Genomic DNA, 14640 nt, shown 5'->3' on the forward strand with positions numbered 1-14640 from the left:
ATCGGCGCCTACTCCGCCGCGTCCAGAGCTTCGGCCAGTTCCCGCTCAAGACCATAGTAGCGGGCCCGGTCCCAGAACCTGGGACGCGCAATGCCGGTGGAGCGGTGGCGCCCCCGGACCTTGCCGTTCTCGTCCTCGCCGGTGATTTCGTAGACGAACAGGTCCTGGGTGATGATGACCTCGCCCTCTAGGCCCAGCACCTCGGTCACGTGGGTGATACGGCGCGAGCCGTCGCGCAGGCGGGCGGCCTGGATGATCACGTCGATCGAGCCCACGATCATCTCGCGGATGGTCTTGGACGGCAGGCCGTAGCCGCCCATGGTGATCATGGATTCGATCCGGCTGATGGCTTCGCGCGGGGAGTTGGCGTGCAGCGTGCCCATCGAGCCGTCGTGGCCGGTGTTCATGGCCTGCAGGAGGTCGAAGGCTTCCGGTCCGCGCACTTCGCCGACGATGATCCGCTCGGGACGCATCCGCAGACAGTTCTTGACCAGGTCGCGCATGGTGATCGTGCCCGAGCCTTCGAGGTTCGGCGGCCGGGTCTCCAGGCGCACCACGTGCGGCTGCTGCAGCTGCAGTTCGGCCGCGTCCTCGCAGGTGATCACCCGTTCGGTCGGGTCGATGAAGGCGGTCATGGTGTTGAGCAGGGTGGTCTTGCCCGAGCCGGTGCCGCCCGAGATGACCACGTTGCAGCGCGAGGCGCCGATCACACCCAGCACCCGCGCCCCTTCCGGGCTGATCGAGTTGAACTCGACCAGGTTGCGCATGGTCAGCTTGTCCTTCTTGAACTTCCGGATGGTCAGGGTGGGGCCATCCAGGGCCAAGGGAGGGGCGATGACGTTGACCCGGCTGCCGTCGGGCAGGCGGGCGTCGCAGATCGGCGAGCTTTCGTCGACCCGCCGGCCGACCTGGCTGACGATCCGCTGGCAGATGTTCATCAGCTGGGCGTTGTCGCGGAAGCGGACATTGGTCAGCTGGACCTTGCCGCCGACTTCGATGAACACCCGCCCGGCGCCGTTGACCATGATGTCGGCGATGTCGTCGCGGGCCAGCAGCGGCTCCAGCGGGCCATAGCCCAGGACGTCGTTGATGATCTCCTGGACCAGGTGTTCCTGTTCCGCGACCGACATCGACACGTTCTTGATCGCCACCAGCTCGGCGACGATGTCGCGGATTTCCTCGCCCGCGGTCTTGGTGTCGAGCTGGGCCAGCTGGCCCAGGTCGATGGTGTTGATCAGGGCGTTGAAGATCGCCGTCTTGGTGGCGTGGAAATAATCGCTCTGTTCACGGACGATCTCGGTCGCCGCGACGGTCTGGGCGGCGCGCAGCTGCTCAAAGCCGGCGGTGGCCTTGGGGCCTGCGCCGGCCTGGGGCTTGGGACCGGCGGGCTTGGCTGGCGCCGCCTGGGGCTGGGGCGCGGCGCGGGGCGCGGGCGCAGCGGCGGCCGGCGGCGGGGCTTCCGGCGCCAGGGCCTGGCGCGCCTCGGCGGGATCGACCGGCTGAGGTCGGGTGGCGATCGGCGCAGTCGGGGCCACGGCCGGCGGCGCCGCCGCAGCCGGCTTGGGCGGAGGGGTTTGAGATCCGTCGCTCGATCGCTTGCCGAACAAGGGCGCCGCCTATTTCAGCTTGAACAGGGAAGCCAGGGCCGACTTCTTGGGCGCCGGCGGGGCCTCGCGGCGGGCGATCATCTGCGCCAGCACCTGGAAGCTCTCTGCCGGTTTGGACTTGGGCCCGACCTCGCCGACCATCTGGCCGTTGTTGGCCGCCTGGCCGAAGAGCTTGGCGTCGAAGGGCACGATCACCGGATTTTCGATGCCGAGGGCCGAGGCGAAGTCCTTGATCGGGATCTCCGGCCGGCCGGGCACGCCGACCTGGTTGACCACCAGCTTAGGCGGGGTGTCATTGGGCCGGGCCTGGCGCAGAAGGTCGAGAATATTCTTGGCGTTGCGCAGCGAGGCCAGGTCCGGCGTGGCGGTGATCACCACCTCGTCGGCGGCCAGCAGCACCCGGCGCATCCAGTTGGACCACAGGTGCGGCAGGTCGAGCACGATGAACGGCGCGGCGGTGCGCACCTTGGTCGCCACCTCCTCGAAGGCGTCGGCCGAGATTTCGTAGTCGTGGTCCAGGGTCGCAGGCGCTGCGAACAGGCTGAGCCTCTCCGAACAGCGCACCATCATCCGGTCCAGCAGCACCGGGTCCAGGCGCTCGGGCTGGCTCAGGGCGTCGACCACCCCCTGCAAAGGGTCCTGGTTGAAGTCGAGGCCGGCGGTGCCGAACGGCAGGTCGAAGTCGACGATCGCGGTCGATGACTGCATGTGCTCGCTGAGCGCATGGGCCAGGTTGTGCGCCACGGTCGAGGAGCCCACCCCGCCCCGCGCGCCGACAAAGGCGATCTGCCGGCCGACGAAGGGGGCCGAGGGGTCGGCGTAGAGCGTGGTGATGGCCGAGATCAGCTGCAGGGTCTGCAGCGGGGCGACCAGATACTCGCTGACCCCGCGGCGCATCAGCTCGCGATAGAGGGTGATGTCGTTGTGCTGGCCGATCACCACAACCTTGGTGCCGGTGTCGCAGACCTCGGCCAGCTGGTCGAGCTTGGCCACCAGGGCCGGGCCGGGCTCCATGCACTCGACGATCACCAGCGGCGGGGTCGGCTGGTTCTGATAGGCCTGGACGGCCGCGGCCAGGCCGCCGGAGCGGACCTGGGTGCTGGCCCGGGTCATGCGGCGGTCCTTGGAGGACTGCTCCGCCGTCTCCAGGGTGTCGGGGCGCTCGCAATAGATGTGGATGCCGATCCGCGGAACGCTCAGCTCGCCGTGGTGGGCGTGGCCGAAGGCGTGCGGGTCGAAGGCGGGCTCGCTGGCGGCCATGGCCGGCGCAGGCGCGGCCTCGGCCGCCTCGGCCATGACCGGATCAGCCATGACCGGATCAGCCATGACCGTCTCAACTTGAGGCGCGAAGGCCTCCTGCTGCGGCTCGGGCGCGGTCATCTCCGGCTCAGGCTCCGGTTCCGCATAGGCCGGGACGGGCGCGGCTTCCTCAACGATGGCCGGCGCCGCGGGCTCCTCCCCGGCAAAGGCGACAGGTTCGGGCTCTTCGGCGGCGAAGGCCGTGGCTTCGGTCTCTTCCTCCGCGAAAGCGATTTCCTCTACGAAGGCGACGGGCTCGTCCTGATGCGTGACGATCTCGACGGCTTCGTCTTCGACGGCCGCGGCCGCAGCCGCTTCAGCCTGGGCGAGCGCGGCGGCGTTGATCTCCGCCTCGAGCGCCTCCACAGCCTGCTGCAGGGACAGGGGCGTCAGCTGCTCGGCCGGCTCGCTCTCATAGGGCGGCAGGGCGGCTTCGGCGAAGGGGTCGTGGGTCGCGGTTTCGCCGAAGGGATCTTCGAACGGGTCGTCTTCGCCCTCGGGACGCGACAGGGCGGCTGGCGCGCGCCAGGCCTCGCCCACGTCCAGGGTGAACTCGTCGTCCGCTTCGAAGCCCGTTTCGGCCTCTGCGTCGGTCAGGGAGGAAGGCTTGTGCAAGTGATCGCCTCCTATTGCACGACGTTCGAAACGGCGCCGGTGGCCTGCTCGTCCTTGGCCGAGGACGTCACCAGGCCTTGCCGATATTTGTTCAGGACGGTCTCGCGGCGCCCGGCGTCAGCGTCGTCCATGGCCCGTGGCCCAGCCAGATCGGCGGGGTTGGCGACCATGGCGGCGGTGTTGGCGGTGATTGCGCAGCCGAAGTTGGAATTGACCTCGTTACCGCCGGTCTTGGTGAAGTCCTGCCAGTCGCGGCCGCAGCGCGGGCCTTCGGCCTGATAGCGGGTGAAGGCGACCTGGATCACCGGCCCCGTAGCGCCGGCCGGCTGATCGTAGGCGGTGATGTGGATCAGGGCCGGGGCCACGCCCAGGCTCTGCAGCCGCTCCTCGATCGCCATCACGGCGTGCGAAGCGTCGTGGCCATCGCCCGAGGGCGCGCGGATGGTGACTTCGTGCCCGCTGGTCTCGCGCCAGCGCCCGGCGAAGGCCTCCAGCGCCTCGCCCTGGCGTTCGGAGAGGCCGCTGGCGTGGGCCGCCAGCTGGATCTCATCCGGCGACTGGGTCACCGCGATCTTGAAGTTCTGCGTCGGGGTCAGGCCCTTGGCGACCACGGGGTCGGGCTTGGCCGGCGGGGTGGCGCAGGCGGCGGCGCTCGCCGCCAGGGCGATCCAGGCCAGGGTGCGCAGGCTGGGGCGCTTATTCGATGACATAGCCGACGGGTCCCTGATAGTTGCGCGCCGCGGCATCCGCCTCAGGCGGCGCCTTGTAGACCTTGTTCATATGACCCAGCAGCGTGGTCTCCACGTCGCTGGCCAGCTTCAGCCCGTCCGCGGGGGTCTGCAGCTTGTCCGGGCTGGTGGGCTGGGCGATGTAGGGGGTGACGATCACCACCAGTTCGGTCTCGCCTTCCTGGTAGTCGCGCGAGCGGAACAGAGCCCCCAGCACCGGGAGATTCATCAGCCCGGGCAGGCTGTCGAGATCCTGCTTGCTCTCCTCCTTCAGAAGGCCGGCGATCATCATCGCCCCGCCCGAAGGCAGTTCGACCGTGGTCTCCGCGCGGCGGACGTTCAGGCCCGGGATGACCAGGTTCACCCCGCCGGTGGCCAGGCCGAAGGCGCCGAGGTTGCTCAGCTCGGAGACTTCGGTCGACAGCTTCAGCGAAATGCGCCCGCCAGACAGCACGACGGGGGTGAAGCCGAGGCCCACGCCGTAGGGCTTGAAGTCGACGGTCACGCGACCGGTGTTGTCCTCGCCGACGGGCACGGGGTACTCGCCGCCAGCCAGGAACTTGGCCGCTTCGCCCGAGACCGTGGTCAGGGTCGGCTCGGCCAGGGTGCGCACCAGGCCCACCCGCTCGAAAGCCTGGATCGAGGCGTTGGCCTTGTTCAGGCCGGTGCTGCCGGCGGTGGTCTGGATGGTCGAGATGGTGCCCTGGCCGCCGTTGGTGCAGGTGCGGCAGACCACCGGCAGGTCGTAGGAATTGGTCAGCGGGTCCCAGGCCTTGGTCTGGGGTTGCTGAGTGGTGTCCAGGCTGTAGCCGCCGCTGCCGCCGCCGAGGAGCGCGCCGTTGACGCCCCAGGAGGCCGCCTCGGTGATCATGTATTGCGGGCTGCCCAGCTGGCCGAGGGTGGCGCCGAGGTTGAACCCGAGCTGCTTGAGCGAGGCGCGTTGCACCTCGACAATGCGGACCTTGAGCATCACCTGCTCCTTGCCCGCGATTGAGAGCAGGTTGACCACCTGTTCCGGCTTGTCGGTGAACTGCTGGGCGATCTGCACCGCCCGGTCGGCGTCGGCCGCGCTGGCGACGCCGCCGCTCAGGACCACGCTCTTGTTGACGCCCTCCACATGCACGGTCGAGCCGGGCAGGATGCGGTTGATGGTCTGGCCGAGGGCGCTGAAGTCCTGGTCGACCCGAATGCTGAGGGCCAGGATGCGCCGGCCGGCGCCGTCGAAGAACACCGCATCGGTCTGGCCGGGCGAGACGCCGAGGATCGAGATGCTGCGCGGAGAGCGCAGAAGGGCGTCGGCGACCTGCGGATTGGTGACCATCACGTCGCGGGCGTCGACCGGCAGATCGACCATGGCCGACTTGCCCTTGGGTATGTCGATCGTTCGCGCCAGGGCGCCCTGGGTGGACAGGTTCACCCGAAGGACATCGCCGCCGCTGGCAGTCTGGGACCAGGCGGGCGCGGCCAGGGCGGTCAGGGCGCCGGCGGCGAGTATGGCGGCGAGTTTCACGGCGGGGCTGGTCATTGCGACACCGTTTCGTCAGTGGTCTTGCCGGCGCGCACGACGCGCACCGTTCCATTGGCGCCTTGGGATTCCTCTTCGACCCCTCGGGTCGGGGATCCGGCGGCGTCGCTGTAGGCGCGAAGGGCCAGGATCACTTCGCCCTGGGCCTTGGCCCGGGCCAGCACCTCGACGTCGGCCGACGCGACCTCGAGGGTCGCCACGGTGCCGATCATGGATTGTGCATTCTTGGCCGCTTGGCTGGCCTGGTCGATGGCCAGGACCCGGACATTGCGCATCAGGGTGGAGGTAATGAACGGCGCGCGTCCGCCGCCGGCCGGCGCTTCGCCCTGGTGGCTCTGCAGCACGTCCACATGGTCGCCGGGCAGGATGAAGCCGCCCGCGCCGGTGGCGGTGGTGACGGGGATCGAGATGGCGCGCATGCCCTTCTGCACCACGATGGCCATGTAACCTCCCTCGCCGCCGCGCACGAGCTTGCTCTGCACAATCGGCTCGTTGGCCACCAGGGGCACGCGCACGATGGCGCCATAGAGCGCTTCCATCGGCCCGCCGGTGACGGCCGCAGCGGCCTGGTTGGCGACGTAGCTGGCCTTGCGTGCGATCGCATCGCCGGTGGTGGCCGGCGCGGCCTGGGCGGCGCGGCCGTCAGTGATGAAGGCGGCGTTGAGGCTGTCGGCCGGCCAGGCCTGCCAGCCGATGTCGCCGCCGGCCAGGCGCGTGCCGATCGGCAGGTCGCGCTTGGCCACCAGGACCTGGGTCATGGGCTTTATCGCCGCAGGCGCGGCGGCCATCGCCTGGTGCGGCGCGGCCGGCCTGACGGCGATGTTGTGCACGATCAGCGCAATGCCGATCGCGGCGACCGCCGAAACGGCGATGATGATGATTCGCGATGCGCCCATAGGACGGCCGTTCTCCAACCCCGATCGGATAAGGCGCGAGGGGCCGAATCTGATCGATGCGCACGATTTGCGCCGTTAAAGATTGGGCGGGGCATAGTTAACGGGTGGCTAAGCCGGAGCCTAAATCGGCCAAGTCGCCATCATCTGCGACGGCGCCGAGGGGACAGGGCTGCGAACATCTCGCAGGAACCGGTGTTGAAGCGCGCTGGCGGTACCGGGAAACCGCGGCGGGCGGCTCGCAGATCTCGGGAAACTGATTCTAGAAGCCGTGCAGGCCGGCCGCGATCCCGGCGTGCGGAAAGGCGACCAGGGCGCCCGCGGCGATGGCGATGCCGTAGGGAACGTCCCCGCCGGGGGTCACCAGCCGCTCGACCCAGCCGGGCGCGCCAGCCAGGCGGCTGCGCACAAAGCTGGAGCGCGCGTTCAGCAGCAGAACGGCGAGACCGCCGCCGCACAGGGCGGTGACGATCAGGAAGCTCGCCACCGCCGGCCAGCCGAGCCAAAGGGCGGCGACCGCGAACAGCTTGGCGTCGCCGCCGCCGATCCAGCCGGCCGCGAACATGGCCATGCCGGCCGCTAGTGCTGCGACGCCGACGCCGAGGTCGAGGCCGATCTCGCCCAATGGGCGGCCGAGCATCAGGGTCACGGGCAGGAAGCCGGCCAGCAGGACCAGGGACAGGCGGTTGGGAATGGTGAAGCTGGTGGCGTCGGACAGGGCGGCGATGATCATCACCGCTGGGAAGATCGTCAGCAGGATGGCCTGGAAGAGGGGCATGGCGGGTCCGGCGCTCTAGCTCTGGTTCGACGACAATGGGCTTCAGCCGGTGAAGGAAGAGTTGCTCCGGTCTTCAGGCGGCCCGGACCGGAAAAAGAAAAAGGCCGCGACGCTGTCGCGCCGCGGCCCGTTTCGTGGCTGCAAGTTCCCTAAGCGATTAGGGCAGCTTGGTGTTGATCGAACCGAACGCGGTGTTCAGCTTGCTGCCCAGGGTCGAGACAGCGGTGATGATCACGACGGCGATCAGGGCGACGATCAGGCCATACTCGATGGCCGTGGCGCCCGACTCGTCCTTCATGAAGCGGGTGACGAACTTCGACATGATTTTAGCTCCCGTTTTGGCAAGCGGTTGAGTTGGAGGATCAAGCCAACCAACTCGGCCTGCTCGCCCCGAAAACACGAGCATCATGTCGCGACTGCCTTAACATGACATGAAACGAATATGGTTATTTGAATTAAATCAATAGTTTACACCTATTTACCATTACCATCGGTTAACCACGTAGCCAAAACCCCGGCAAATTGGGCGACTTGGCCTCATTAGATTCCCACGCGCGCGTATCGTTCGAGGGATTTCAGACTTTATTGACCAATCCAGCGGACTCTTCGGGGCGATTCCGTCGTGGAGAATTTTCGCCATGGGCCGTCCCGTCCGCGCGATCTGTCTGAGCCTGGTCATGACCCTGGGCGCCGCCAAGGCGTTCGCGGCCACCGCCGATGCGATGACGCTGGAGCTGAACGACAGCCAGCGGGTGGGTCTCTATGGCTCGGCCGCCAGCGTCGTGGTGGGCAATCCCCTGGTCGCCGACGTGGCCATGCTGGACAGCCACAGCCTGGTGATCTCCGGCAAGGGCTTCGGCGCCACCCGCGTTGAAGTCTACGACAGCAACGGCCGCGAGCTGTTCAATCGCCGCGTGGTCATCGTCGCGCCGCAGGCCAACCAGGTGACGCTGTATCGCGGTCCGGACGCGAACGAATTCAACTGCTCGCCCAAGTGCCATGTGGTTGCGGCCAACAGCAGCGGAGGCGGATCTGCGCCCTCGGGCGGCTCGGCGCCGGCGTCCGCGCCGACGACCACCACCATGACGATAAGCCAGACCAGCGTTCCTCAGCATTGAGCAGGGCTGTATCGGCGTGCCGCGTTAACGGGTCCGCTTAAAGCCCGCTTAGTTACGCCCCTCTAGCCTTTGCGGCATGGGGCGAACTTTTCTCCATCGCCAGCGCCTTGCCGATACGGTGCGCCGCTTTTCGCGTGGAGAGCGCGGGGCGGCCGCGGTCGAGTTCGCCCTGATCGCCCTGCCGTTCTTCGCCCTCCTGATGGGGATCATCGAGGTCGGGATGATCTTCCTGATCTCGACCACGCTGGAAGACGCCACCAATCTCGCCGCGCGTCAGATCCGCATCGGCGCCATGCAGAGCCAGGCCACGCCGGAGACCGCCTCGGCCTTTCAGGCGGCGATCTGCAGCCATCTGACTTGGCTCGGCTCGTCCTGCGCCTCGAACCTCGAGGTCGACGTTCGCACCTTCTCCCAGTTCCAGAGCGTGACCCTGCCCAATCCGATCGCCAGCGGAAAGCTGCAGCCCCAGTCGCAGCTGCAGTTCCGGATGGGCGGGCCGGGCGAGATTGTCCTGGTGCGCGCCTATTATCCCTGGAACCTGATCGCGCCGCATATCGACGGCATGACCGCCCAGACCAGCGGCGGCCAGACCCTGATAACGGCCACCGCCACCTTCCGCAACGAACCCTATCCGTCCACGCCATGACCCGGTCGCCGCTGAGCAAAGTGCTGCAGGACCGGCGCGGCGTGTCGGCGGTGGAGTTCGCCCTGATCGCGCCGTTGATGCTGTCCTGCTATCTCGGCGCCGGAATCCTGTGCAGTGCGCTGCTGGCCCAGCGCAAGGCGAACCACGTGGCCTCGGCCATGGGCGACCTAGTCTCGCAGGCGGTGACCCTGGCGCCGGCCGACCTTGCCGACATCTGCACCGTCGCCAATACGGTGATGCAGCCCTACGACACCTCGTCGACCTCGCTGAAGATGCGTGTTTCGTCGATCCAGGAGGACGGCAGCGGCAATGTTACGGTGGGGTGGAGCTATCCCTGCCAGGGCATGGCCCAATTGACCAAGGGCAGCGCCTATTCGGGACCGGCCAAGGCCTACCTGTCGCCGAACCAGAGCATCATCGTCTCGGAAGTGACCTACGCCTGGGCCTCGCCGCTGCAGACCTACAACATCAGCTGGCTGCCGGGCTCGCACACCTTCACCGACACCTTCTTCCTGCAGCCGCGCCAGAGCCAGGCCGTGAACTGCGCGAGTTGCAGCTGAGCTAGCCGGCCATCTCGGCGGCCAGGCGCTCGGCCAGCTGCGCGATCAGCGGATGGGGTTGGAAGTTCCGGTCATCCAGGCGGCGCACGGGCCGAACACTCATCAGGCTGTTGCTGACGAACAGCGCCTCGGCTGCGATCGGGTCGGCGAGCCCGGCCCGTGTCTCGATCGTCGGGACGCCCAGCGCCGCAGCGGCGGCCAGCACCCGGCCACGGGCTATGCCGTCCAGCACGCCGCAATCCAGGGCCGGGGTGAACAGCCGCCCCTCGGCGATCCAGAACAGGTTGGCGACGGCGGCGCAGGCGACCTCGCCGCGGGTATTGAGCATCAGGGCCTCGTCTGCGCCCAGCGCCCTGGCCTCGCGTCGAGCCAGGACGTTGTCGAGATAGGACAGGCTCTTGAGGCGTGAGATCGGCGAGGCGTCGTTTCGGCGGGTGGGGGCGACCGCGAGCGCCAGGGGCGCATCCGCCATCGGCGCGGAGGCGGCGCTGGCCAGCAGGCGCGGCTGCGGCGGATCCGGGCGGTCCAGGCCGCGTCCGCCGGACCCCGCCGTCCAGGTCAGCCGCACAGCGGCCCGCGCCAAGCTCAGGTCCGCTTCGGCGATCGCCGCCTCGGCCGCAGACCTCAGCGTCTCGGCCTCCGGCGCGGGAAGCCCCAGCGCCGCACAGCCGCGGGCCAGGCGGGCGGCATGGGCCTCGAACCAGACCAGCCGGCCGCGATCGGCCAGGAGGGTCTCGAACAGGCCGTCGCCCAGCAGCAGGCCACGGTCATCGACGGGGATCGGCTCGCTCATGCGGCCGTCTATATCAGGAACGGACCGCGTCGCCCCCGCGCACGAACAGGAGGCCGACGAAGCCGATGGCCAGGAGCCCGATGATGGTGGCGAAGCCGCCCTGCTGGGTGTGGGTCAGGTGGGTGCCGAGATTGACCAGGCTGGAGCCCAGCCACACTGTCGCGGTGCCGGAAAGGGCGTAGACCCCGAAGAAGGCGCCGGTCTGCTCGGGCGGGGTCAGACGGGTCAGGAGGGTGCGGCTCGATGCATAGTGGGCGGTGATGAACACGGCATTGGAGAAGCCGATCAAAAGGTAGATCACCTCCGGCAGGGTGCGGAACATCGGCCCGTGCCAGACCGGCGCATGGGCGGCCGGGTCGAAAGGCCAGAAATAGAGGATCTTCTCCGGCCCCATGCCCAGCATGCAGATCACCCCGATCAGGGTCATGCAGATCTCGAGCTGCACCGAGCGCTTGGGCCCGATGGTGGCGTCGAGAAAGCCGCCCAGGAACCCGCCCAGCACCGCCAGGATGCTGAGGATCACGCCATAGGCCAGCATCTCCAGCGCGCCCCACTTCATCACCCCCGAGGCATAGACGCCGGCGAACAGCAGGATGGCGGTCATGCCGTCGACATAGAACATGCGCGAGAGCAGGAAGATCATGGCGTCGCGGTGGCCCTTCAGGCTGGTGACCATCGAGACCAGCTGGCCGAACCCTTCCCTCAGCGCCCGCAGCACCGGGACCTGGCCGCGCTCGGCGTCGGGGGTGAACAGGAACAGGGGCAGGGCGCCCAGGGCGAACAGGCCGGCGGCGATCGGCGCCACCACCCGGTCCGGCTCGTGTGTCGCCGGGTTCAGGCCGAACAGCGGCGCCTTGGGGATGAAGCCCCAGTCGACCTTGCCCGGCAGGGCGAAGGCCCACATCACGAACACCAGGGCCCCGACCGCGAAGGCGTTGCCGAGGGCCAGCGCCAGGCCCGAGGCCTTGTGCGCGCCGGAGAGGCCCGCCGCCCGCACCAGCAGCGAATTGTGCAAAACCTCGGTATAGGAGAACAGCACGCCGATGGTGGTTGCGATGGCGATCACCGCCCCGACCGAGAGGCCCGAATGATCGGCCTTGGTCCGCCAAAGGAGCGCGATCAGCGGGATCATGGCTGCGACCACCACGAACAGCCAGGGCTTGCGCCGGCCCATGCGGTCGATCGAGGCGCCCAGGATCGGGGCCGTCAGCATGACGATCCAGCCTGAATATTGCCCATAGGCCGCCACCGCCGCCTGGCCGCGCACCGGGTCGCCCACCACCACCCGGGCGAAATAGGGCATGAACACATAGATGGTGATCAGGATCACATAGGGGTTGCGGGCGCCCTCGAAAATCGCCCAGCAGATGGCCCCCAGCGAAAGGCGAGCGGCGGGATCGCGCGCGGTTTCGGGAACATCGACGAGGTCGGCCTCGGAAATCAGCTCACTCACGCGCACGCTCCCTGACACGGCCGTCGTATCAGGGTGCGGCCGACCAGGAGGGATCGTACGGAGGTTTCAAACGCTTGTCAGCGAAGAAGCGGCGTGGACGTCCAACGCCGGACGATCAGCCAGAGCACTGCGGCGATCACCAGCGGACTGAGTGGCAGGCCGACACCCGCGGCCAGGGTGCGTGACAGGGCGGGCAGGAGGAAGCCAGCGGCCAGGATCAGCTTCTCCCAAGGACGGAAGCCCGTCTTGAGCCCTTCGGCGGCCAGCCAGGCCAGGGGAATGGCCAGCAGCACGAGGTCGTAGTCCAAGAGGAACGGACTGGCGAGCAGGGCCGCGCAGATCATGGCCGGCCCCTCGGCCGGCGCACGGAAAACCTTGCGCTGGGCCAGGACGAGCGCGGCGCAGACCGCGAGGGCGGCGAGGGCCTGGATGGCGTAGGCCAGGCCCACCCCGCCATGCAGAAGGCGAACGGCGGCGAACACGCTGGCCATCTTTTCATAGCCCACCAGGTTCTGCTCAAGCGCCGCACGCGCTGCGGGCGAGGCGGCCAGGAAGGCGCGCCAGACCCCGGCGCCGAAGACGGCGAAAGAAGCGAGGCAGAGCCCGATCACGGCTGCGGCGGCGCCCAGGATGCTGCGCCAGCGACCGCCGGCCAGGAGGGCGATGGGGATGACGAGCCCCAGGTGCGGCTTGAACACCAGCGAGCCCAGGAGTACGCCGGCAAGGACCGGGCGACGGTCGAGCAGGAGCACGCCACCGCCGAACAGGGCCGCGCTCAGAAAGGCGTTCTGGCCGTGGCCGGCGTTGGCCAGCACGGCGGGGAAGGCCAGGATCGCGACCCAGCCGATGCGGCCTTGGCGCGCGGCATCGCCAAGAAAGCTGCGCACCACCCGGGCATAGGCGAGGCCCGTCACGCCGAGCCAGAGGGCGAGCGAGGCCATATAGGGCAGCAGCGCCAGCGGCAGGCAGAGCAGCAGGAAGACCGGCGGGTAGTAGAAGGCGAAATAGCCCACGTCGCGGCCGAACAGCCGGATCTCGGCCAGGTGGTGCGGCCCATTCAGCGCCGGGTCGTAAACCGCCTGGGCCTGACCGTGCAGGGCCATCTGCGAGGCGGTCCAGAAGCTGGTGAAATCGGTGCCGAGGGCGTGGCCCGCGCGGTCCACCCCACCATGCGACAGCGCGACCCAGACCACGGCTATGACTAGGCTGACCCCGAGCCAGAGTCGGGCATAGTCCCGCGCCCGCTTGCCGGTCAGCCAATCGGCGTCGCGCAAGGCTCGCGCCCACCAGACCCGCTGGTCGGCGGGCGGCGCGGCGTCGTCGGAGGGAAGGGCGAGGCTCATCGCCGCCCAATGTGGCGGCCAGACCTTAACTCTGCGCGAAGGCCGGCGCCTGTTTGCGTGTCACACCCAAGTGATTGGCCCGCAAGGCCCTGTGGAGTCACATTGAGGGCCTGGATGGAGGTCCAAGGTTCCCCCCGCGCCCGTCGCCCGGCAAAAGTCCGGACGGCGGGCGTCCCCTTTTTGGGGTGATCGCTACCCTCAGGGCGGCCCGCACGCCGGCTCCGCCCGTGATCCCCAGGCGTCCCAGTGGCCGAACAGCGGCGCGAACTCCGGGTCCGGCGGATAACGGGCTGACGAGCGTCCATGGCGCTTTGCCGCCCAGGCCGAACGCGGCGTTGGGTCAGCGCTCGCGCCGATCCCAGGGCGGCACGCCCCCGAAGCTGGCGATCAGGTGCTCGACGAAGCTCCGAAGCTTCAGCGAGACGTGGCGCCTGGTCGGGTAGACGGCGTGGATCGTCAGCTCCGTCGGCTGATGGTCGGGCAGGAGGGCGACCAGATCGCCGGCTGCAATGGCTCGGCCGAACACGAAGCTTGGGCCGTAGGTCACGCCGCCGCCCGCCAGCGCTACCGCCAAAAGCATCTCGGTGTTGTTTGCGGCCATCCGGATCGGCCCGTCGATCACGTGCGCCTGGCCGTCGGGATCGCTGAGCGTCCAATCACCGGACGAGATCGCCTCGCTGAAGGCCAGTCGCGGCGCGCGGCGTAGGTCCTGGATGGTCCTCGGAACGCCGTGGCGTTCCAGGAAGCTTGGCGCGGCGCAGATCACCATGCGGCACGGCGCCAGCCTTCGGGCCACCATGTCCGAATCGAGCAGGCGGCCGACACGGATCGCCACGTCGATCCCTTCGGCCAACAGGTCGACATAGCGATCGTTGAGCATGACCTCCACGCCGACACGTGGATGCTGGTCCATGTAGCGGGCCACGACCGGGCCCAGATGCATGGCGCCGAAGGTGATCGGGGCGGCGACCCGCAGCACGCCGTGGACCGATTGCTGGGCGTCACCGGCCTCGCGGTTGGCGTCCTCATACTCCTCCAAGATCCGCTTGCAGCGCGCGTAGTAGGCTTGGCCTACGTCGGTCAGGTGAAGCTTCCGCGTGCTGCGCTGCATGAGCCGGACGCCCAGGTCCGTCTCAATCGACGAGACATGCTTGCCGGCCATCGAAGCCGAGAGGCCGAACCGTCGGGCTGCGCTGCTGAGGCTGCCGTCCTCTGCCGCCGCGACGAACACGGCGATGCTGGTCAAGCGATCCACGCGGTCTCCAATTCGATCGTTCTGTTA

General features: G+C 68.5%; 14 protein-coding genes and 1 pseudogene. 4 read left to right on the top strand and 11 right to left on the bottom strand.

Features of this window, described 5'->3' with window-relative positions:
* Positions 1 to 8: 8 nt before the first annotated feature.
* The 5 genes and pseudogenes from KCG34_RS16895 to cpaB all read right to left on the bottom strand — a co-directional run bounded on the left by KCG34_RS16895 (position 9) and on the right by cpaB (position 6622).
* On the bottom strand, positions 9 to 1607 hold the full coding sequence (locus tag KCG34_RS16895; protein WP_211936796.1) for a TadA family conjugal transfer-associated ATPase: 1599 nt from the start codon (positions 1605 to 1607) through the stop codon (positions 9 to 11).
* A gap of 9 nt (positions 1608 to 1616) precedes the next feature.
* A complete protein-coding gene (locus KCG34_RS16900; protein ID WP_376788200.1) occupies positions 1617 to 3521 on the bottom strand; it encodes a CpaE/TadZ family protein in 1905 nt (634 codons plus the stop codon).
* An 11-nt stretch (positions 3522 to 3532) separates the two neighbouring features.
* Positions 3533 to 4231, bottom strand: a complete 699-nt coding sequence (locus KCG34_RS16905; protein ID WP_211936797.1) for a CpaD family pilus assembly protein — start codon at positions 4229 to 4231, stop codon at positions 3533 to 3535.
* A gap of 214 nt (positions 4232 to 4445) precedes the next feature.
* Positions 4446 to 5774 (bottom strand): annotated as a pseudogene (locus KCG34_RS16910) (type II and III secretion system protein family protein); the annotation flags it as partial.
* The gene (gene cpaB / locus KCG34_RS16915; protein ID WP_249138353.1) at positions 5771 to 6622 is read right to left on the bottom strand and encodes a Flp pilus assembly protein CpaB; all 852 of its coding nucleotides are present in this window, start codon (positions 6620 to 6622) and stop codon (positions 5771 to 5773) included. The pseudogene KCG34_RS16910 and the gene cpaB, both read right to left, overlap by 4 nt.
* Here cpaB and KCG34_RS25945 point away from each other — a divergent pair.
* The gene (locus tag KCG34_RS25945) at positions 6531 to 6749 is read left to right on the top strand and encodes a hypothetical protein (RefSeq protein WP_249138394.1); all 219 of its coding nucleotides are present in this window, start codon (positions 6531 to 6533) and stop codon (positions 6747 to 6749) included. The two genes, cpaB and KCG34_RS25945, sit on opposite strands and share 92 nt — an antisense overlap.
* Before the next feature lie 180 nt (positions 6750 to 6929).
* Here the strand turns inward: KCG34_RS25945 and KCG34_RS16920 are convergent, their stop codons facing one another.
* Both KCG34_RS16920 and KCG34_RS16925 read right to left on the bottom strand, forming a co-directional pair.
* Positions 6930 to 7445 (bottom strand): A24 family peptidase, encoded by a 516-nt coding sequence (locus KCG34_RS16920; protein ID WP_211936800.1) that lies wholly within the window; start codon positions 7443 to 7445, stop codon positions 6930 to 6932.
* Between the two features lie 157 nt (positions 7446 to 7602).
* Positions 7603 to 7767 (bottom strand): Flp family type IVb pilin, encoded by a 165-nt coding sequence (locus KCG34_RS16925; protein ID WP_211936801.1) that lies wholly within the window; start codon positions 7765 to 7767, stop codon positions 7603 to 7605.
* A 316-nt stretch (positions 7768 to 8083) separates the two neighbouring features.
* Between KCG34_RS16925 and KCG34_RS16930 the strand changes: the two genes are divergently transcribed.
* The 3 genes from KCG34_RS16930 (at position 8084) to KCG34_RS16940 (ending at position 9769) form a co-directional block, all read left to right on the top strand.
* Positions 8084 to 8563 carry a pilus assembly protein N-terminal domain-containing protein gene (locus KCG34_RS16930; protein ID WP_211936802.1) on the top strand — a complete coding sequence of 160 codons (480 nt, stop codon included), beginning with the start codon at positions 8084 to 8086 and terminating at the stop codon, positions 8561 to 8563.
* 118 nt (positions 8564 to 8681) lie between these two features.
* Entirely contained in the window at positions 8682 to 9209 is a 528-nt protein-coding gene (locus KCG34_RS16935) for a TadE/TadG family type IV pilus assembly protein (protein WP_211936803.1), read from the top strand.
* The gene (locus KCG34_RS16940) at positions 9206 to 9769 is read left to right on the top strand and encodes a TadE/TadG family type IV pilus assembly protein (protein ID WP_211936804.1); all 564 of its coding nucleotides are present in this window, start codon (positions 9206 to 9208) and stop codon (positions 9767 to 9769) included. The genes KCG34_RS16935 and KCG34_RS16940 overlap by 4 nt, the downstream gene beginning before the upstream one ends.
* 1 nt (position 9770) lies before the next feature.
* On the opposite strand, the gene KCG34_RS16945 is transcribed toward KCG34_RS16940, so the two are convergent.
* The 4 genes from KCG34_RS16945 to KCG34_RS16960 all read right to left on the bottom strand — a co-directional run bounded on the left by KCG34_RS16945 (position 9771) and on the right by KCG34_RS16960 (position 14613).
* On the bottom strand, positions 9771 to 10562 hold the full coding sequence (locus KCG34_RS16945; RefSeq protein ID WP_211936805.1) for an aminotransferase class IV: 792 nt from the start codon (positions 10560 to 10562) through the stop codon (positions 9771 to 9773).
* Between the two features lie 13 nt (positions 10563 to 10575).
* Entirely contained in the window at positions 10576 to 12015 is a 1440-nt protein-coding gene (locus KCG34_RS16950; protein ID WP_249138058.1) for an MFS transporter, read from the bottom strand.
* Positions 12016 to 12092: 77 nt separating this feature from the next.
* Complete coding sequence (locus tag KCG34_RS16955; protein WP_211936806.1) at positions 12093 to 13358, bottom strand: glycosyltransferase family 87 protein; 1266 nt, start codon at positions 13356 to 13358, stop codon at positions 12093 to 12095.
* A gap of 340 nt (positions 13359 to 13698) precedes the next feature.
* Positions 13699 to 14613, bottom strand: a complete 915-nt coding sequence (locus KCG34_RS16960; RefSeq protein WP_211936807.1) for a LysR family transcriptional regulator — start codon at positions 14611 to 14613, stop codon at positions 13699 to 13701.
* Between the last annotated feature and the right edge of the window lie 27 nt (positions 14614 to 14640).

The sequence above is a fragment of the Phenylobacterium montanum genome, assembly GCF_018135625.1.
GTDB classification, from domain to species: domain Bacteria; phylum Pseudomonadota; class Alphaproteobacteria; order Caulobacterales; family Caulobacteraceae; genus Poindextera; species Poindextera montana.